The organism is Pseudoalteromonas sp. P80D2 (assembly GCF_036680945.1).
Lineage (GTDB): Bacteria > Pseudomonadota > Gammaproteobacteria > Enterobacterales > Alteromonadaceae > Pseudoalteromonas > Pseudoalteromonas shioyasakiensis.
The window spans coordinates 449,736-467,450 of the sequence record NZ_JAZDAR010000026.1 but is presented as its reverse complement, the minus strand read 5'-3'; the positions used below and the strand labels follow the sequence as shown (position 1 = coordinate 467,450).

20 protein-coding genes are annotated in these 17,715 nt (G+C 42.2%); 8 read left to right on the top strand and 12 right to left on the bottom strand.

The annotated features are described in order from the left end of the window. Positions 1-139: 139 nt before the first annotated feature. Both VRK28_RS06935 and VRK28_RS06930 read left to right on the top strand, forming a co-directional pair. Positions 140-2,335: a bifunctional diguanylate cyclase/phosphodiesterase gene (locus VRK28_RS06935; RefSeq protein ID WP_332393624.1), complete on the top strand. Its 2,196-nt coding sequence runs from the start codon at positions 140-142 to the stop codon at positions 2,333-2,335. 121 nt (positions 2,336-2,456) lie between these two features. Continuing rightward, a complete protein-coding gene (locus tag VRK28_RS06930) occupies positions 2,457-4,634 on the top strand; it encodes a YgiQ family radical SAM protein (protein ID WP_054561110.1) in 2,178 nt (725 codons plus the stop codon). Between the two features lie 77 nt (positions 4,635-4,711). Here VRK28_RS06930 and mgtE read toward each other — a convergent pair whose 3' ends face one another. The 12 genes from mgtE to VRK28_RS06870 all read right to left on the bottom strand — a co-directional run bounded on the left by mgtE (position 4,712) and on the right by VRK28_RS06870 (position 14,071). Further along, complete coding sequence (gene mgtE, locus VRK28_RS06925; protein WP_054561109.1) at positions 4,712-6,070, bottom strand: magnesium transporter; 1,359 nt, start codon at positions 6,068-6,070, stop codon at positions 4,712-4,714. Between the two features lie 211 nt (positions 6,071-6,281). After that, complete coding sequence (locus tag VRK28_RS06920; RefSeq protein WP_054561108.1) at positions 6,282-6,554, bottom strand: HPr family phosphocarrier protein; 273 nt, start codon at positions 6,552-6,554, stop codon at positions 6,282-6,284. 13 nt (positions 6,555-6,567) lie between these two features. After that, entirely contained in the window at positions 6,568-7,413 is an 846-nt protein-coding gene (rapZ, locus tag VRK28_RS06915) for an RNase adapter RapZ (protein WP_054561107.1), read from the bottom strand. After that, positions 7,414-7,866 (bottom strand): PTS IIA-like nitrogen regulatory protein PtsN, encoded by a 453-nt coding sequence (gene ptsN, locus VRK28_RS06910; RefSeq protein WP_054561106.1) that lies wholly within the window; start codon positions 7,864-7,866, stop codon positions 7,414-7,416. Positions 7,867-7,869: 3 nt separating this feature from the next. After that, positions 7,870-8,157: a ribosome hibernation promoting factor gene (hpf, locus tag VRK28_RS06905; protein WP_036971325.1), complete on the bottom strand. Its 288-nt coding sequence runs from the start codon at positions 8,155-8,157 to the stop codon at positions 7,870-7,872. A 27-nt stretch (positions 8,158-8,184) separates the two neighbouring features. Continuing rightward, complete coding sequence (locus VRK28_RS06900) at positions 8,185-9,681, bottom strand: RNA polymerase factor sigma-54 (RefSeq protein WP_054561104.1); 1,497 nt, start codon at positions 9,679-9,681, stop codon at positions 8,185-8,187. Between the two features lie 107 nt (positions 9,682-9,788). Continuing rightward, on the bottom strand, positions 9,789-10,514 hold the full coding sequence (lptB, locus tag VRK28_RS06895; protein ID WP_062566533.1) for an LPS export ABC transporter ATP-binding protein: 726 nt from the start codon (positions 10,512-10,514) through the stop codon (positions 9,789-9,791). After that, on the bottom strand, positions 10,511-11,032 hold the full coding sequence (lptA, locus tag VRK28_RS06890) for a lipopolysaccharide transport periplasmic protein LptA (RefSeq protein WP_062566532.1): 522 nt from the start codon (positions 11,030-11,032) through the stop codon (positions 10,511-10,513). The genes lptB and lptA overlap by 4 nt, the downstream gene beginning before the upstream one ends. Beyond that, on the bottom strand, positions 11,022-11,576 hold the full coding sequence (gene lptC, locus VRK28_RS06885; protein WP_062566531.1) for an LPS export ABC transporter periplasmic protein LptC: 555 nt from the start codon (positions 11,574-11,576) through the stop codon (positions 11,022-11,024). The genes lptA and lptC overlap by 11 nt, the downstream gene beginning before the upstream one ends. Continuing rightward, positions 11,573-12,124, bottom strand: a complete 552-nt coding sequence (gene kdsC, locus VRK28_RS06880; RefSeq protein ID WP_062566530.1) for a 3-deoxy-manno-octulosonate-8-phosphatase KdsC — start codon at positions 12,122-12,124, stop codon at positions 11,573-11,575. Before kdsC ends, lptC begins: the two co-directional genes overlap by 4 nt. A 3-nt stretch (positions 12,125-12,127) precedes the next feature. After that, the gene (locus VRK28_RS06875; protein WP_062566529.1) at positions 12,128-13,099 is read right to left on the bottom strand and encodes a KpsF/GutQ family sugar-phosphate isomerase; all 972 of its coding nucleotides are present in this window, start codon (positions 13,097-13,099) and stop codon (positions 12,128-12,130) included. Positions 13,100-13,102: 3 nt separating this feature from the next. Continuing rightward, positions 13,103-14,071 carry a calcium/sodium antiporter gene (locus VRK28_RS06870; protein ID WP_062566528.1) on the bottom strand — a complete coding sequence of 323 codons (969 nt, stop codon included), beginning with the start codon at positions 14,069-14,071 and terminating at the stop codon, positions 13,103-13,105. A 248-nt stretch (positions 14,072-14,319) separates the two neighbouring features. Between VRK28_RS06870 and VRK28_RS06865 the strand changes: the two genes are divergently transcribed. From VRK28_RS06865 to VRK28_RS06840, 6 genes are read left to right on the top strand one after another with little or no spacing between them, the layout of a single operon-like run. Beyond that, a complete protein-coding gene (locus tag VRK28_RS06865; RefSeq protein WP_082710978.1) occupies positions 14,320-15,138 on the top strand; it encodes an ATP-binding cassette domain-containing protein in 819 nt (272 codons plus the stop codon). After that, positions 15,131-15,910 (top strand): lipid asymmetry maintenance ABC transporter permease subunit MlaE, encoded by a 780-nt coding sequence (gene mlaE / locus VRK28_RS06860; RefSeq protein ID WP_054554167.1) that lies wholly within the window; start codon positions 15,131-15,133, stop codon positions 15,908-15,910. Before VRK28_RS06865 ends, mlaE begins: the two co-directional genes overlap by 8 nt. A gap of 13 nt (positions 15,911-15,923) precedes the next feature. Continuing rightward, positions 15,924-16,472, top strand: coding sequence for an outer membrane lipid asymmetry maintenance protein MlaD (gene mlaD / locus VRK28_RS06855; protein ID WP_054561096.1), 549 nt, complete (start codon positions 15,924-15,926; stop codon positions 16,470-16,472). A gap of 2 nt (positions 16,473-16,474) precedes the next feature. Next, positions 16,475-17,152 carry an MlaC/ttg2D family ABC transporter substrate-binding protein gene (locus tag VRK28_RS06850; RefSeq protein WP_062566527.1) on the top strand — a complete coding sequence of 226 codons (678 nt, stop codon included), beginning with the start codon at positions 16,475-16,477 and terminating at the stop codon, positions 17,150-17,152. Next, positions 17,145-17,438 carry an STAS domain-containing protein gene (locus VRK28_RS06845; RefSeq protein ID WP_054561094.1) on the top strand — a complete coding sequence of 98 codons (294 nt, stop codon included), beginning with the start codon at positions 17,145-17,147 and terminating at the stop codon, positions 17,436-17,438. Before VRK28_RS06850 ends, VRK28_RS06845 begins: the two co-directional genes overlap by 8 nt. 5 nt (positions 17,439-17,443) lie before the next feature. Next, the gene (locus tag VRK28_RS06840; protein ID WP_054554171.1) at positions 17,444-17,701 is read left to right on the top strand and encodes a BolA family protein; all 258 of its coding nucleotides are present in this window, start codon (positions 17,444-17,446) and stop codon (positions 17,699-17,701) included. Positions 17,702-17,715: the final 14 nt, after the last annotated feature.

The window sequence follows — 17,715 nt, the reverse complement described above, 5'->3', positions numbered from 1 at the left end:
TAGACTATAATCTGTTTGATACTATATAAGCTATCACTAATGTATCATAGTTAAATAAGTGATAGAATTTTGAGCATCGCTGTAAAATGGAGTGGCGCCATAGTTACAGTATTACGGGGATCACTCTAAGGAATTATTAATGGCATCAGAGAGTAACGACTTTTTGTTTAGTGACCAAGATGACGAACAGTTAGTGGATGAAACTGTCTCTGATTTTTGGGACGTATTAATTGTCGATGATGATCCAGAAATACATTCAGTTACTAAGCTTGCCCTCTCAGGCGTTGAGTTTTGGGATAAAGGGCTGCGATTCCACCATGCCTACTCAGGTGCAGAAGCGCTCGAACTACTTAAAAATGACCATTCGATTTCGGTAATTCTTCTTGATGTGGTTATGGAGTCAGATGATGCCGGCTTGCAAGTTGTAAAGCAGGTTAGAGAATGCCTCAATAATCACAATGTGCGCATTATTTTACGTACCGGACAACCAGGCTATGCACCTGAAGAAAAAGTGATCCGCGAATACGATATCAATGACTACAAAACAAAAACAGAACTTACACGTAGTAAACTTATCACCGCCCTGGTTACTGCTATTCGCTCTTATGAGCAAGTATGTCAGCTCGAATTTCAAAGCCGCGCGTTAAATAATATTTTGTATGCATCTAAGGCTATTCTTGGTTTTACTGATATCAAAGCCTTTTCAATGGCAGTGATTAAGCAGCTCTCAATTATTTTAGATTGCGAACCGCAAGGTTTACTGTGTGGTTCTATTGAAGATGATAACCAGGTTTATGTTTTAGGTGGTTGTGCTGAATATAATGAGTTTATCGGCCAGGGTATTGAGCAGCTTGATGATGGCCGTATTATCATGCAAGTTAACAACTGCCTAGCCCAAGGTGAGCATCAGCATACCGATGTAGACAGTACGTACTTATTAAAAAGCAAAAACCGCCAAGCAGCTATTTACTTAGAAACCGAGCACACACCAAGTCCTTCGCAACTACAATTTGCAGAGATATTTTTAACTAATGTCAGTGTTGGTCTTGATAATGTTAGGTTGTTCAACCGTTTACGTGATGCAGCTTATAAAGATGTTTTAACTGGCTTATCGAATCGTAACGATTTCATGAATAAAGTGGAGCGTTACTACCAGCCGGGTAAAAGTGATTATGTCTTTTTATTAATTGATGTTGCGCAATTCTCAGATATTAACAATGGCTTAGGCCAGGAGATTGGTAATTTATTACTAAATGCCATTGTTGATAGACTGCATCAAGAATACCCAAATGCTGAGCTGCTCTCGCGCATTGGTGCAGATGTATTTGGCTTACTGTTACCAGTTGCTGAATGTGACGTTGAGCTACTACGCGAGCACTTAAGTTTGCCGTTCAATGCAGGTGAACACATTTTACCAATCAACTTTAAAATTGGTTTATGTTATCAAGGTGACTTCCTGCAAGCAGGGATCGAGACCTTAAAGCTGGGCTACATTGCGCTTAACCAGGCTAAAAAACAATCTTCTGAAATGGTGGTGACGTATACCCCAGACATGGAAGAGAAAATGGCTTGGCGTTTAGGGATCATCAGACAGCTTCGCCAAGATTTTGAGCAACGTAAATTAGAGGTTTGGTTTCAGCCACAACTTGATTTAAACACCCTTGAAATCATTGGCTGTGAAGCGCTACTGCGTTGGCCGTCAGGTAATGGTCAGTATATTTCGCCAGCGATTTTCGTTCCAATGGCTGAAGATGCCGGTTTAATTGTTGAAATAGGGCAATGGGTGCTAGAGCAAGCATGTATGCAGCAAAAGCGCCTCGAAGCAATGGGCTTTGCAATTAGCATTGCTGTAAATGTCTCAGTGCCGCAATTTAAAGTTAAAGGCTATGCGCAGCAGGTTAAAGACACTTTAATTAAGTACGATGTAAAGCCGCAGTTTATTGAACTCGAAGTGACAGAAAGTGTGGTAATGGATGAGCTAGCTAATGTGATCACCACATTAAAAGAGCTTAAAGAGTTTGGTATTGAGATTGCGATTGACGACTTTGGTACAGGGTTCTCATCGTTAAGTTACTTGCAAAAGCTGCCACTAGACAGACTCAAAATTGATCGCGACTTTATTAAAGACTTACCAGGTCAAGATTGTCAGGCGATTGCTGCGTTAATTATTTCTTTAGGTGCAAGGCTGGGTTTAAAAACCATAGCAGAAGGGGTCGAAACACAAGCGCAAGCAGATTATTTAGCCCAGCTTGGCTGTGATGAAGTGCAAGGCTTCATGTATGCTAAGCCTATGCCAGAAAAAGAGTTAATTACCTACCTGCAAGCTAAGCAATAGCAAGTTTCAACAAAAGCATACTAATTAAACAGCGCCCTCCCATGTGAAGGGCGTTTTGTTTTCTATAATAATCCATAAGAGTGGGGTATAATTCGCCCCTTTTGTTAGCAGAGTACACTTTATGAGCGCATTAAAAGCCGAGCGAGGCCTGTTTTCTTACCCTAAGTATTGGGCTGAATGCTATGGCACGGCGCCATTTTTACCAACCACTCGCGCAGAAATGGACGCGTTAGGCTGGGATAGCTGTGACGTGATCATTGTCAGTGGTGATGCGTATGTAGATCACCCAAGTTTCGGTATGGCTGTGATAGGGCGTATGCTTGAGTCACAGGGTTTTCGTGTGGGTATAATTGCACAGCCTGATTGGAACTCAAAAGATGCCTTTATGGCACTAGGTAAGCCTAACTTATTCTTTGGTGTTACAGCGGGTAATATGGACTCGATGATCAACCGTTATACTGCTGAAAAGCGTATGCGTCATGATGATGCTTATACGCCGGGTAACATAGGCGGTAAACGTCCTGACCGTGCGGTAGTTGTATACAGCCAACGCTGCCGTGAAGCTTATAAAGATGTGCCGCTGATCATTGGTGGTATTGAGGCGAGTTTACGCCGTATTGCTCATTATGATTATTGGCAAGAAAAAGTACGCCGTAGCGTATTGTTTGATGCCAAAGCTGACATTCTAATTTACGGTAATGCTGAGCGCCCACTTGTTGAAGTTGCCCACCGTATTGCCGCAGGTGAGTCGGTTGAGACAATTCAAGATATTCGTGGTACTGCGGTTATTCGTAAAGAACCATTACCGGGTTGGCGTGGTAGTGACTCAACTGCAATAGATAAAATAGGTAAGATTGATCCAATTCCAAACCCGTATGGCGCAGATGATGTGGGTTGTAGTAAATCTGAATTTAAAAAAGCAGGTATTGATTTAAGTGCCGAGGCGGCTAAGCCAATCACTATTCAGCCAGCTCGTCCTAAGCCTTGGGAAAAGACCTACGTTAAGCTACCAGCGTATGAGCAAGTAAGCGTGAATAAACCGCTTTATGCCCATGCCTCGCGTATTTTGCACCAAGAAACAAACCCAGGTTGCGCCCGTGCGTTATTTCAACGCCATGGAGACCGTTCTATTTGGGTTAACCCGCCTGCATTTCCGCTTGAAACTGAAGAAATGGATGGCGTATTTGGTTTGCCATATCAGCGTATTCCGCACCCAAGCTACGGCGATGAAAAAATCCCAGCCTATGAAATGATTAAAACCTCGGTGAACATCATGCGTGGTTGCTTTGGTGGCTGTTCTTTCTGTTCGATTACAGAGCACGAAGGACGTATTATTCAAAGCCGTTCTGAGCAATCAATTATTGATGAAATTGAGCAAATTCGTGACAGAGTACCGGGCTTCACTGGGGTTATCTCTGACTTAGGTGGACCGACAGCGAATATGTACAAGTTGCGCTGTAAGAGTAAAAAAGCAGAGAGTACATGCCGACGTTTATCATGTGTTTATCCTGATATCTGTAAGCACATGGACACGGATCACACCCCAACTATTGAGCTTTATAAAAAAGCCCGTGATGTAAAAGGTGTCAAGAAAATCCTAATTGCGTCTGGCGTACGTTATGACTTAGCTGTAGAAGACCCTCGCTATGTAAAAGAGTTGGTTACCCATCACGTAGGCGGGTACTTAAAAATTGCCCCTGAGCATACTGAAGATGGTCCATTGTCTAAGATGATGAAGCCGGGCATGGGTGCTTACGATAAGTTTAAAGAGCTATTTGATAAATACTCAAAAGAAGCGGGTAAAAAGCAGTATTTGATCCCGTATTTTATTTCTGCTCACCCAGGAACGAAAGACGAAGACATGGTGAACATGGCGTTGTGGTTAAAGTCTAATGACTTTAAGCTTGATCAAGTGCAAAACTTTTATCCATCGCCAATGGCCAATGCAACCACGATTTATCACACTGAGATGAACTCGCTGCGTAATATTAAGAACAATACTGAGCAAGTGCCTGTTCCAAAAGGCGCACGCCAGCGTCGCTTACACAAAGCGATTTTACGTTACCACGATCCTGCTGGTTGGCCGATGATCCGTGAAGCACTAAGAAAAATGGGCAAAGCGAATCTAATCGGTAAAGGACCGAACTGTTTGGTACCTGAAGAAGGTCGTAACGAGAAAGCTGCTAGAGGAAAGGGCGGTAAAGGCCGTGCGGCACTGACTCGTCACACCGGTTTTAGCCAGTTTAAAAAGGCCAATACCAAACCTCGAGTAGGTAAAAATAAGCAGCGCGCAAAGTAAAAGAGATAAATACGGCCCTTTAAGGGCCGTTTTTATTTATACCAATTCGCTTAACTAAGTATTATTGCGAATTGGTATTAGATCAATAACCAAGTCGCGGTGCCTAAAAAGGCAAAGATACCAACAATATCAGTGACGGTTGTCAGCACTACGCTCCCTGCAAGGGCTGGGTCAATTTTCATTTTCTTAAGAATTAATGGAATGCTCGCACCCGCAATACCAGCGGCAACAAGATTCATAAACATTGCAAAGGCCAGCACTGCGCCGAGTTTAAAGTCCCACTGCCATAGGGCAACCACACCAGCAATTAATATCGACCAAATAATGCCATTCAGTGCGCCAATCGCCAGCTCCTTAAGTAATAAGAAGCGTTGGTTGGTTTGGTTGATATGACCAACCGCTATACCACGAATAACCAGAGTTAGGGTTTGGCTACCCGCAACACCCCCCATTGAAGGGACGATACCATTGAGTACCGCTAAAATAGGCAAGATTGCTAAGGTGTTTTCGAAAAAGCTTGCCACAATGGCTGCTAACAATGCGGTTAATAAGTTAACCCCAAGCCAAATAGAGCGACGCTGCGAACTTTTTAGCACTGGCGCAAAGGTATCTTCTTCGTCGTCAAGACCAGCGAGGCTAAGCATGCTGTGTTCAGCATCTTCACGGATTACGTCAACGATATCATCGATGGTAATACGACCAAGCAAGTGAGCGTTATCATCGACGACAGGGGCTGAAATCCAGTTGTGACGTTCAAACAATTGCGCTACATCACTTTCATCCATAGAGATTAGGATTGACTCACAGTCTTCATCCATTAAATCACGAACAATTTTATCTGATGGGCTGGTCAGCAATGTAGTTAATGAAAGCGCGCCTAAAAAGCAGTTATGCTTATCAACTACATATAAGTCATCGGTACCCTCTGGTAGCTCACCTCGTAAGCGTAAATAGCGCAGTACAACATCGAGAGTAACGTCAGGACGAATGGTAACCGTATCGCTGTTCATCAAGGCACCGGCTGAACGCTCTTGATAAGAAAGTGCTTGAGTTGCTCTCTCTCTATCTTGCGAATCCATGGCACTGACAACGTCTTGATATACAGTATCAGGAAGACTACGTAAAACCTCACCTAAGTCATCGTCGTCCATATCTTCAGTGGCAGCAGCAATGTGCTCAGGCTCCATCTGGGCAATAATGCCAAGACGTACATCTTCAGAGAGTTCTTCTAGAACATCACCACGGACATCTGGATCAACCAGCTGCCAAAGCATACGACGAATTTTATGGGGAGAAGATTCAAGTAAAAGGGCTGTATCACAAGGTGCCGTTTTGGCTAACATTCCGCGCACTTGAACAAATTGACCACTATTGAGTGACTTGGTCACTTGTTTGAGTTGTTGTAGTGGGTAATCTTGTTCAAAGGCTTCTGGCATTGGCGTCCTTACAACTGAAAAAAGTTTAAATAGGCTAAGCAAATACAGCATAGTTGCTTTGTAGTGTATTTGCAGAGATATCGTCGCACTGCGATAAATTTATTAAGAGTTTTGTAATTTAGAAAAGCGAGCGATATAAAAGTAGGATATTTAAAGGGAATTTTAAATATCCGAATTAAGTTTACCGTAAACCTTGAAGTCTTAGCAAATGCTATTCTTGCTCGTGGAAGCGTTGTGCAATTAATTCGCCGATTGCCGTTAATGCAGCATCGGCGTCAGGGCCTTCGCATACAACGCGAACTTCTTTACCCTGACTACTTTCAAGTAGCATTAATGCTAACACGCTGTCGCCTTCAGCTTCTTTATCATCTTGATAAAGCGTAATTTTGGCATCAAATTGCAGTGCTAATTGCGCTAAAACAGTAGCAGCACGAGCATGTAAGCCAAGTTTATTTTGAATTAAAAAGGTATCTTCAGCGTGCATTGTTGGTGCCTAATTAAATGTCTTGTTCGCGGTGGCGAATTTTTACATTAGCATGGCTTTTGGCAAAGCTCTCACCAATTGTTTGCGCTAAGTAAACAGAGCGATGTTGGCCACCGGTACAGCCAATAGCAATAGTCAGGTAACTGCGGTTATTGCGCTCTAAGTGCGGTAACCAAGTTTGCACAAAGGTTTGTATTTGCCACGTGAACTTTTGTACTATGCTGTGGCTAGCTAGGTAATCTTTTACTGGTTGATCAAGGCCGGTTAGTGGCTTTAAATCAGGTTCCCAGTGTGGGTTAGGTAAAAAGCGTGCATCAAAAACGTAGTCAGCTTCTTTTGGAATACCATGCTTAAAGCCAAACGACATAAAAGTAATAATCAGCTTTTTATCTTTTTTACCTAAAATCTTTTCGCGAATTGATTCTGCTAACTGATGAACACTCAGATCAGTGGTATCAATCATAAAGTCAGCGCGAGTGATCAACACATCAAGCAGGATTTTTTCTTGTTTAATGGCCAGATCAAGCGGCAAAGAATCAATAGATAGTGGATGCAAGCGGCGTGTTTCTGAAAAGCGCTTGATCAGAGTTTGGTCATCACTGTCTAAATAGAATAGTGTTGGGTTTGCGAAACCTGGCAGGTACTCAAGAATATCATTAAATTCTTGCTGCTCTTTCGGTAAGTTACGCACGTCGATGCTGACCGCTATTTTATCGTAGTTATCAGACACACTTCGTACGAGCGAAGGCAGTAAATTAACCGGAATATTATCAACGCAATAATAGCCTAAGTCTTCAAGTACTCGTAAAGCGACCGATTTACCTGAGCCTGAGCGACCGCTGATAATTATTAATTCCATTTATGCCTCTGCTGATATGACCTGAAACAGTTGCTGATCGGTAGTAGCACTACGCAGCTGTTTACAAAATTCTTTATCTTTAAGTCTATCAGCAATTGTTGATAAGGTCTTTAGGTGAAGCTGACAGTCACCATCTGGTACGATGAGTGCCACAAAAATATCAACTGGACGATTATCAATTGCATCAAAATTAATAGGGGATTCACTCACTATCACAAATGCATGAGGCTCATCTGCGCCGCTCATTCGGCCATGTGGAATAGCAATACCTCGGCCAATGCCGGTGCTACCTAGTTTTTCTCGGTTGAGTAAAGCATCTAGGATATCTTGTTGCGATAAATGAGGAAGCTGCTGGTGGGCCAGTTCGCTGATATATTCAAGAATTCTTTTTTTGCTATTAAAAAGGACCGCAGCTTTGCTGCAGTCCTGGTTAGTAAGTGAACTTAGTTTCATAATTTAATGTCGAGCTAATTTCTCTTTGTGTTTAATGACTTGGCGATCAAGTTTATCGATCAGTGAGTCAATGGCTGCGTACATATCTTGATGTTCTGTAGAAGCGAACAATTCGCCTCCGTTTACATGTAAAGTTGCTTCTGCTTTTTGGCTTAATTTTTCTACATCTAGAATGACATGAACATTATTAATATGGTCAAAATGCCTTTCTAGTTTCGCAAACTTGGTGTTTACATAGTCTCTTAATGAATCTGTGATTTCTACATGACGACCAGTTAAATTTAGTTGCATAAGCATTTTTCCTTCTATGTAAAACGTCTAAATCAGACTCTTACGCTGATTAGACGGAGGTATTGCTAGAGACTCACGATATTTTGCAATTGTACGTCTAGCTACTTTAATTCCTTGCTCAGCCAATATATCTGCAATTTTGCTATCACTCAATGGTTTAGCTGAGTTTTCTGCAGCGACTAACTTCTTGATTAAAGCGCGTATTGCTGTAGAAGAACACTCACCACCATTTTCGGTGCTGACATGGCTTGAGAAGAAATATTTCAACTCAAAAATACCCCGTGGGGTATGCATATATTTTTGCGTTGTTACCCGTGAAATCGTCGATTCATGCATTTCGACCATTTCAGCAACATCATTTAGCACCATCGGCTTCATTGCCTCAGGGCCATGCTCAAAGAAAGCTTGTTGTTGTTGAACGATACAGTTGGTCACTTTTAATAGCGTATCGTTACGGCTTTCTAAGCTCTTAATAAACCACTTTGCTTCTTGTAAGTGAGAGCGAATAAATTGGCTGTCGCTACTTGATTTAACAGAGCGAGACATCGCCGCATATTGGCTGTTCACTCTAATCTTTGGCATACAATCTGGGTTTAACTCGACTACCCAGCGGCCTTTCACTTTTTTCACTGATACATCAGGTATAACGTACTCAGATTCTTCGCGTACTATGCTATCCGCAGGCTTAGGATTTAAGCTGTGAATAAGCGTCATCACTTCTTTAAGCTCATTTTCTTTAAGCTTAGTCTTTTTCATCAAAGTTCGATAGTCGCGACTCGCTAATAATTCGATATGCTCAGATAAAACCATTTTAGTTTCAGCTAAATATGGCGTATCGGCATCGAATTGGCGTAGCTGAATGCACAGGCATTCTTGTAAACTGCGCGCGCCAATACCCACAGGATCAAATAACTGAATTCTTTTTAAGACCGCTTCGACTTCATCAAGTTCGATTTCTTCTTCATCGTTATTTTGATTAAAGCTTTCGACGATATCTTCACAGCTTACCGTTAAAATACCTGAGTCATCGATAGCTTCTACAATTGCCACAGCAATCGCTTCATCAGTAGGGCTAAATGGCGTGAGTTGCAATTGCCACATCAGGTATTCGTGAAGGGTTTCGGTTGATGCTCCCTGATAGATAGATTCATCTTCAGGCATTGGCCCTGACGATGTTGAAGGGGCGGCACTCATGTACTCATCCCAGGTAACATCCATTGCTAAGTCATCGCTTACGGTGTCTTTATTGAGAGCATCACTACTTTCTTGCTCGTACTCGCTAGGTGCTTCTTCGGCAGACGCGCTGACTTGTACATCGTCAGATTCAGCTTTTTGCTCATTCTTGCCGGTGCTTTCTTCGTTGTAATCCGCTTCTTCCACTTCAAGTAGAGGATTACTATCAAGCGCTTCTTGAATTTCTTGCTGGAGATCCAATGTACTGAGCTGCAACAAACGAATAGCTTGTTGCAGTTGTGGAGTCATTGTAAGTTGCTGGCCCATGCGCAGCTGTAATGATTGCCTCATGTATCCCTAACAATCCTTTTTAAGTTATCGATACCTGTATAAACACAGTTATCGATTTATTGTCATTGTTATAAGTCTAGCAGATGCTCTAGTCGCTGGCGTAATGGTTACAGCCTGAATTGCTCGCCTAGATATACATCGCGTACAGTTTGGTCTGCTAATACGTGCTCAGGTGTGCCTGATGCAATTAGCTCCCCATGAGAAACAATGTAGGCTTTTTCACAAACATCAAGGGTTTCTCGAACATTATGGTCAGTAATTAGTACACCGATACCACGATTTTTTAGGTGCTCAATAATTTTCTTTATATCTAACACTGAAATTGGATCAACACCAGCAAAAGGCTCATCTAAAAGGATAAATTTAGGATTAGCGGCTAATGCGCGAGCAATTTCTACACGGCGTCGCTCACCACCTGACAGCGCCATACCTTGGCTGTCACGAATGTGTTGAATACTAAACTCATCAAGTAAGCTATTGAGTGTTTCTTCGCGGGTGGTTTTATTTAGATCTTTACGAGTTTCTAAAATGGCCATCAAGTTTTGGTAAACCGTCAACTTTCGAAAAATTGACGATTCTTGTGGCAGATAGCCAATACCTAAACGCGCACGGCTATGCATTGGTAAAAGGGTGATATCGTTATCATCAATACTGATTTTACCTTTGTCGCTAGGTACTAGGCCTACAATCATATAGAAGGTCGTTGTTTTACCTGCGCCATTTGGACCAAGCAAGCCAACAATACTGCCAGCTTCAACTTCAAGACCGACATTTTTAACCACTTGGCGGCCTTTGTAGCTTTTAGCTAAAAGCTCTGCTTTTAATGTGCTCATGGTTGGCCTTTATTATCTTTTTTATTTTCAACAGGCACTAAAATAGTGTGTACACGATCTGTTGAATTTTCGTCTTTTTCAGCACTGATCAGCTGCTGTGCCATATCATAGGTAATGCTTTTTGCTGTTACTTTTTGACCTGCTTGAGTAACTTCAGCTTCACCATTTAAGGTTAAGAAGCGTTTTGCAACATCATAACGTACTTCTTCTGCGCTAGCGCTCATTACGGTGCCATCAGCTTGCTTTTCTTCGAAGTAAGCAGGCTTACCTGTGGCAATAATCAACTCTACTGTACCTTCGGTGTCACCGCCGTGTGCTTCAAGGCGTTCAGCGGTAATACGACGATTACCATGCACGATCTCTACGTTACCTTCAAATATGCCAACGCCATCTTTTAGTTTACCTACTTGGCGATCTGAGCTAATGCTAATTTGAGCGCCAGTTTGCTCGGCAGCTGCGCCCGAAAAGGCAATCAATAAGCTTGGGATCAGGAGTAATTTCTTCAGTTTATTGGTCATAGTATATGGTTCGTGTATGGTTAGTTAACTCAACAATTTCGGTTTTTAAATCGGCTTTTAAGCCTTTACCGGTAATCTTTAAATTCGGTCCTGTTAGTGTCACAGGTTGCTTAGAAAACATGGTCATTTTATCAATGTCGACATTAATGTTTTCTGCTTTTATATCTTCGATCATGCCGTTATGGGTTAAGTTTTTAGCAACTACATCCCCTTCAAAAATCAGCTGATCGTTTTCGTACAATGTGGCTTCTTTGGCTTTTACTTGCCAAACCTGCTGGTCGCCATAAATAGTAAAAATAGGTTGCTCAAAAAAGGTAAACCCTAATTGTTGATACAACTCCATTTTAGCAGCAGCCACTTTATGACTAATTTTGCCTTGCTCGTCATACGCTGTTTGCTTTAACGCCACTGCGGTGTAATCAGGTGTTGCGATGATCTCGTCTTCACTAGTTATTGTGTCTGTTGATTGGTTAAAGTACGGGTACCATAACCACACCATGCAACAAACAAAAACAATACTCAGTAAAATACGGGCTATATTCATGCGCTGGTTCCATCGCTAGTTAACGGCTTACCGTTTTCTAACATGAGTAAATCAGTTAATTCACGCACAGCTCCAAAGCCACCTGGTAATAATGTGGTGTAATGAGCCAGCTTTTTAATCAGTGGGTGTGCGTCGTTTACAGCAACAGCAAACCCTACTTTTTCCATTACTGGTAAGTCTGGACCATCATCACCAATATAGGCAATTTGTTCATCGGTCAGCCCCAGTTTATCTTTTAACTCTTGATAAGCAATCAGCTTATCTTCTTGTCCCTGATAAATGTGCTGAACTGTTAGGCTAGTCATTCGCTGCTGAACTATTTGTGAATGGCGGCCAGTAATCACTGCCACTTCAAAGCCACTATTAATGAGCGCTTTAATACCAAAGCCATCTTTAGTATTAAATGCTTTAAGCTCTTCGCCATCATTACCTATATAAATTCGGCCATCAGAAAAAACGCCATCTATATCACAGATTAGCAATTTTACTTTTTGTGCGCGCTGACTCACATCAGGGCTAAGAGGCTGGTATAGCTCGGCGAATGTCATTGCTTAAAGAACTCCTGCTTTTAATAGGTCTTGCATATTAAGGGCACCAATTGGCGTATTACTTTGATCTACCACAATTAAACCATTGATACGTTTACGTTCCATAATATTTAAAGCTTCAGCTGCAAGCATATCAGGGCGAGCAGTTGTACATGAACGGGTCATTACTTGGCTAATTGCCGTATTATGGATATCGATGCGCTGCTCTAAAATACGGCGTAAGTCACCATCAGTGAATAATCCGGCTAACTTTTCATCTGCACCAATCACCGCGGTCATACCAAGGCCCTTGGCTGACATTTCGATTAGTGCGTCTTTAATGCTTTGGGTTTCGCTAACGATTGGCGTGGCGTCGCCTGCGTGCATCACATCATCTAATGTAAGCAATAAACGTTTACCTAAGCTGCCACCCGGGTGCGAAAGCGCAAAATCATCGGCTGTGAAACCACGGGTTTCAAGTAACGCAACCGCCATTGCATCACCCATCACCAAGGTTGCTGTGGTACTTGCAGTTGGGGCAAGGCCTAACGGGCATGCCTCTTGGCTTACTTTAATGCACACATGTACATCAGACAGTTTTGCCATGGTTGAGTCTGGGTTGCCAGTGAGTGAAATCATCTTTGCGCCAATACGCTTAATAACGGGGATAATACTAAGTACTTCGCTGGTCTCACCTGAGTTCGAAATACACATTACCACATCATCACGGGTGATCATGCCTAAATCACCATGGCTTGCTTCGCCAGGGTGAACAAAAAATGCCGGTGTGCCAGTACTTGCAAGGGTCGCCGCAATTTTATTACCAACGTGGCCAGACTTGCCCATACCAATCACAATAATACGACCTGTACATTGGAACATTAATTGGCAAGCGTTATCGAAATCTTGATTTATATATTGCTCAATTTCTTGTAAAGCTTGTGCTTCAATTTCGAGTACGCGCTTACCCTGCGCGATAAAGCTAGGTTGTGTCATTAATTATCCTACTTGGCTGAAAATATAGCCCTGATATGCAATAAATGCGACTAACAAGAAGCCACCTTCTACTCTATTGATACGACGAGCACCTTTAAAGTTCAATGACATGGCAATCAATACAACGGTTGCTGCAATCATGATAAGTGCATCGCGGTTTGCCGCAGAAGGGTCAATAACTGATGGGTTGATAATACCCGCAAGTGGTAATACGGCGAGTAAATTGAAAATGTTTGAGCCAACGATATTCCCAAGCGCTAAATCGTCTTCGTTTTTTAATACCCCTGCAATACAGGCTGCCAGCTCTGGTAAGCTGGTACCAATAGCAATAATGGTTAAGCCTATTACAAGGTCTGATAGACCAAAATATTTCGCAATATCAACGGCTGATTCAACTAAAAAGTGTGAACTAATGGGTAATAAAATCATGCCGATGACTAACCAAAATACGGCTGATTTAGTGCTTACATCGTTCGGAACGTCTTCACATGCTTCGCTGACAAATGGGTCATCTTGGTTTTTAGCACGCAGAGACACAATAACTAAGCCACCAATAAACACGGCAAAAGCAATCATCAAGGCAATGCCTTCAGCGAACGAAAAATAGTTATCTGAGAACACATACCAAGCAGCTACAGAGATTAACAGGACCAGCGGCATTTCACGTTTAAGTGTCATTGAAGATACTGAAAGAGGGCGTAGTAAAGCTGTGACACCAAGTACAAGTAAGATGTTAGTAATGTTAGAGCCGACCGCATTACCTACCGCAGTATCTGTTTTATCAGCAAGTGCTGCCGATGCAGATACCATCATTTCAGGGGCTGATGAGCCCATAGCAACAACGGTTAAACCAATGATTAGGGTGGGGATCCCCATATTTTTTGCGAGTGCAGCCGCCCCATAAACAAACCGATCGGCACTCCAAACGAGTGCAGCAAAACCAATAATTAAAATGACAAAAGAAGTCACCATTGTGATACGCCAACATTACTTATACAGATGACTGCAAATAGTAACAAAAGCGAACCTGAAAGTATAAGTAAAAGAATGGGCTGGCGAGCATAAAGCGTGCTTAGCAAGGAAACTAAATTTCAGGTGTCGTTAAGCTCTTTGCAGCTAGCTTTAGAATTTATTGATAGAAAATATTACAAAATTTTACGATTTGTTTTTTCCATCTTGACTAAAAAACCCTTAAAATGGCAAAACTAGTGAAAAACGTTATGGAGAGCGACTTGTCGCAATCAATAGTAGAAATCAAGGATGTAACCTTTTCACGGGGCGATAGAATCATATATAGAAATATGAGTTTTAACATTCCGAAAGGCAAGATTACCGCTATCATGGGACCAAGCGGCATTGGTAAAACCACCATGTTGCGCTTAATTGGCGGTCAGCTTAAACCTGATTCTGGTGACATTTTATTTGAAGGCAACAGCATTCCTGGCATGACTCGCAAGGAACTTTATGCTGCCCGCACCAAAATGAGTATGCTGTTTCAAAGTGGCGCTTTATTTACCGATATGTCAGTGTTTGACAATATCGCCTTTCCTTTGCGCGAACATACTCAACTCAGCGAAGATTTAATCCGACTTGTCGTTTTAATGAAATTACAAGCTGTCGGCTTACGTGGCGCACAAGACTTAATGCCGTCTGAGCTTTCTGGTGGTATGGCTCGCCGTGCTGCTTTAGCGCGTTCAATTGCTCTTGATCCAGAGCTTATCATGTACGATGAGCCATTTGCTGGCCAAGATCCTATCTCTATGGGTGTGTTAGTTAAACTAATAAAGTCACTGAATGAGGTGCTAGGTTTATCATCACTGATTGTGACCCATGATGTAACAGAGGTGATGAGCATCGCTGATCACGTGATCATCATTGCTGATCAAGGGGTGATAGGCGAAGGTTCACCAGAGCAAATGCAAAACCATGAATCCGAACTTGTACAACAGTTCTTAAATGGTTTATCGGATGGCCCTGTACCATTCCATTTCCCAGCTCCTGCGTATGATGATGAATTACTAGGAGTGCATAATGCTTGATCTATTCCAGAAGTTAGGTCACAAAACATTAGGGCGCTTTGCTGCGCTTGGCCGTTCTACTCAGATGCTGTTTGGTGCACTCGTTAATGTGCCGAACTTCAAAAAAGGCACGCCTTTACTTGTTCGCCAATTATATATGGTGGGCTCGCAATCTCTTTTAATCATTATGGTGTCAGGCTTATTCATCGGTATGGTGCTCGCCCTGCAGGGTTACACCGTATTAGTAGGCTATGGTGCTGAAGATAGCTTAGGGCCTTTAGTGGCATTGAGCTTATTACGTGAGTTAGGCCCTGTAGTAACAGCGTTACTGTTTGCAGGCCGCGCGGGCAGTGCACTTACTGCTGAAATTGGTTTAATGAAAGCAACCGAGCAATTATCAAGTTTAGAAATGATGGCGATTGATCCACTTAAACGCATTATTGCACCGCGTTTTTGGGCTGGTTTTATCAGTATGCCATTACTTGCATTAATATTTTCTGCGGTTGCTATTATCGGCGCTCATTTAGTGGGTGTTGATTGGCTTGGTGTTGACTCAGGAAGCTTCTGGTCAATCATGCAAGCGCAAGTGTCGTTCCAACAAGATATTGTGAACGGCATGATTAAGAGTTTTGTATTCGCCATGATTGTGACTTGGATTGCACTTTACAAAGGCTATGACTGTGTTCCTACATCTGAGGGGATCAGTAAAGCGACAACAGAAACCGTTGTGCACTCGTCATTGGCAGTATTAGGTTTTGACTTTATTTTAACAGCGGTAATGTTTACCAGCTAATTAGGGTATAAAGATGAATTCACGGAAATTAGAAATATTAGTTGGCTTTTTTGTAGCCCTTGGTATCGCTGCATTTGCATTATTAGCATTTAAAGTTGCGAATGCCGGCATTAGTGGTAGTGGTGAGACTTACCAACTGAACGCAAAGTTTGAAAACATTGGTTCTTTAAAAGCTCGTGCGCCGATTAAAGTAGGTGGTGTAGTTGTTGGCCGAGTTGAATCAATCTTTATTCACCCAAAAGAGTTTGTGCCTGTGGTAAATATGGCGATTGATGCAAATTACTTATGTAAGTTTTCAGACACAACATCAATCTCTATTTTGACATCAGGTATTTTAGGTGAGCAGTACTTAGGCATTAACCCTGTTATTGCTCCTGAATCTGCTGAGCAACGCTGTATGGGTGAAGATGTAACAGCAAGTGAGCATGATACAGATCTAGATGATTTATTTGGTGTTGAGAGTAAAGCGCTTGCAGATGGTGACTACATTACTGATACGAAATCAGCGCTTGTTTTAGAAGAGTTAATCGGTCAGTTCTTATTCAACCAGGGTGGTGAATAATTATGTTTAAGAAGTTTTTATTATGTATTGCTGTGCTGTTTAGCCTAAACGCACAAGCCGCTGAACCTAAGGTTGATTTAAAAGACCCGTACAAAATGGTTCGTACAGTGTCAGATAATACTTTTGCTCGTATTACGAAAGATCAACCTCTTATTGCGAAAGACAAAGAGCATCTTCGCGTTATCGTACAAGAAGAGCTAATGCCTTACATTGACTACAAGTATGCTGCACTGCGCGTACTAGGTAATCACGTGTCAAAGGTTCGTGCTATCGAAGATAAAGAGGAAAAAGCGAAAGCGATTAAAGAGTTACAACGCTTCATTGACGTTTTTCAAAAGTATTTAATTGCTACTTACGCAGGTGTGTTTACTCAATACACTAATCAAAGCGTTGAGTTTGCTCCGCCTCAGCCTTTCAAAGGCCAAGATGTGGTGGTTGTTAAAACTAAGATTGTTGAAGCCGGTAAACCTGATATCAGAATCGACTTTAAAGTACGTGAAGACCGCAGTGGTGACTGGGGCGCGTACGATATGATAGCAGAGGGTATTAGTTTGCTTGATGCTAAACAAAGTGAATTACAAGGTATTTTACGCCAACATGGTCTAGATTATGTAAGTGACTTACTAGAGCAGAAGAGCCAACTGCCAGTGCAATTTAGAGGTGATGGTGGCGATGAGTAAAGTCGAGATTACTCAACTTGAAGATAACCAGTTTCGAGTCAGTGGCGAACTGACTCGAAATTCAATTGGCCGTGAACGCCTTCTGAACGCCAAGCCAGATTCTAGCCATAAAACATGGTATTTTGACCTTTCTGGGCTATCTAGGGTTGACACGGCGGGCTTAGCTTGGTTAATTCACTCTTTCGCAGAATTAAAGCAGCAAGGTATTCACCTTGAACTGCAAAATAGCCCTGAACAATTGCAAAATTTAATGCAGTTGGGTCAGGTCACAAACCTATTTGAGTGAGATTTATGGAAACAAGCCAAGTCGAAACGTTATTACGCGACGAACTAAAACTAGATGAAGTGATTGTTAAAGCAAATGGTAGCCACTATGAAGTGATTGCTGTTGGTGAGTGTTTTGATGGTTTATCTCGCGTGAAGAAGCAACAGTTGGTTTATGCTCCGTTAATGTCAACAATCTCAGACGGTACAATCCACGCTGTATCTATCAAAGCGTTCACACCGACTGAATGGAAACGCGAACAAAAATTTATTTTACCTCAATAGTCGCAGGGCCTCCT

Excerpts from the sequence above, each read along its gene's own strand:
- VRK28_RS06935 (WP_332393624.1), top strand. The coding sequence starts at position 140 with ATGGCATCAGAGAGTAACGACTTTTTGTTTAGTGACCAAGATGACGAA.
- VRK28_RS06930 (WP_054561110.1), top strand. The coding sequence starts at position 2,457 with ATGAGCGCATTAAAAGCCGAGCGAGGCCTGTTTTCTTACCCTAAGTAT.
- mgtE (WP_054561109.1), bottom strand. The coding sequence starts at position 6,070 with ATGCCAGAAGCCTTTGAACAAGATTACCCACTACAACAACTCAAACAA.
- VRK28_RS06920 (WP_054561108.1), bottom strand. The coding sequence starts at position 6,554 with ATGCACGCTGAAGATACCTTTTTAATTCAAAATAAACTTGGCTTACAT.
- rapZ (WP_054561107.1), bottom strand. The coding sequence starts at position 7,413 with ATGGAATTAATAATTATCAGCGGTCGCTCAGGCTCAGGTAAATCGGTC.
- ptsN (WP_054561106.1), bottom strand. The coding sequence starts at position 7,866 with ATGAAACTAAGTTCACTTACTAACCAGGACTGCAGCAAAGCTGCGGTC.
- hpf (WP_036971325.1), bottom strand. The coding sequence starts at position 8,157 with ATGCAACTAAATTTAACTGGTCGTCATGTAGAAATCACAGATTCATTA.
- VRK28_RS06900 (WP_054561104.1), bottom strand. The coding sequence starts at position 9,681 with ATGAGGCAATCATTACAGCTGCGCATGGGCCAGCAACTTACAATGACT.
- lptB (WP_062566533.1), bottom strand. The coding sequence starts at position 10,514 with ATGAGCACATTAAAAGCAGAGCTTTTAGCTAAAAGCTACAAAGGCCGC.
- lptA (WP_062566532.1), bottom strand. The coding sequence starts at position 11,032 with ATGACCAATAAACTGAAGAAATTACTCCTGATCCCAAGCTTATTGATT.
- lptC (WP_062566531.1), bottom strand. The coding sequence starts at position 11,576 with ATGAATATAGCCCGTATTTTACTGAGTATTGTTTTTGTTTGTTGCATG.
- kdsC (WP_062566530.1), bottom strand. The coding sequence starts at position 12,124 with ATGACATTCGCCGAGCTATACCAGCCTCTTAGCCCTGATGTGAGTCAG.
- VRK28_RS06875 (WP_062566529.1), bottom strand. The coding sequence starts at position 13,099 with ATGACACAACCTAGCTTTATCGCGCAGGGTAAGCGCGTACTCGAAATT.
- VRK28_RS06870 (WP_062566528.1), bottom strand. The coding sequence starts at position 14,071 with ATGGTGACTTCTTTTGTCATTTTAATTATTGGTTTTGCTGCACTCGTT.
- VRK28_RS06865 (WP_082710978.1), top strand. The coding sequence starts at position 14,320 with ATGGAGAGCGACTTGTCGCAATCAATAGTAGAAATCAAGGATGTAACC.
- mlaE (WP_054554167.1), top strand. The coding sequence starts at position 15,131 with ATGCTTGATCTATTCCAGAAGTTAGGTCACAAAACATTAGGGCGCTTT.
- mlaD (WP_054561096.1), top strand. The coding sequence starts at position 15,924 with ATGAATTCACGGAAATTAGAAATATTAGTTGGCTTTTTTGTAGCCCTT.
- VRK28_RS06850 (WP_062566527.1), top strand. The coding sequence starts at position 16,475 with ATGTTTAAGAAGTTTTTATTATGTATTGCTGTGCTGTTTAGCCTAAAC.
- VRK28_RS06845 (WP_054561094.1), top strand. The coding sequence starts at position 17,145 with ATGAGTAAAGTCGAGATTACTCAACTTGAAGATAACCAGTTTCGAGTC.
- VRK28_RS06840 (WP_054554171.1), top strand. The coding sequence starts at position 17,444 with ATGGAAACAAGCCAAGTCGAAACGTTATTACGCGACGAACTAAAACTA.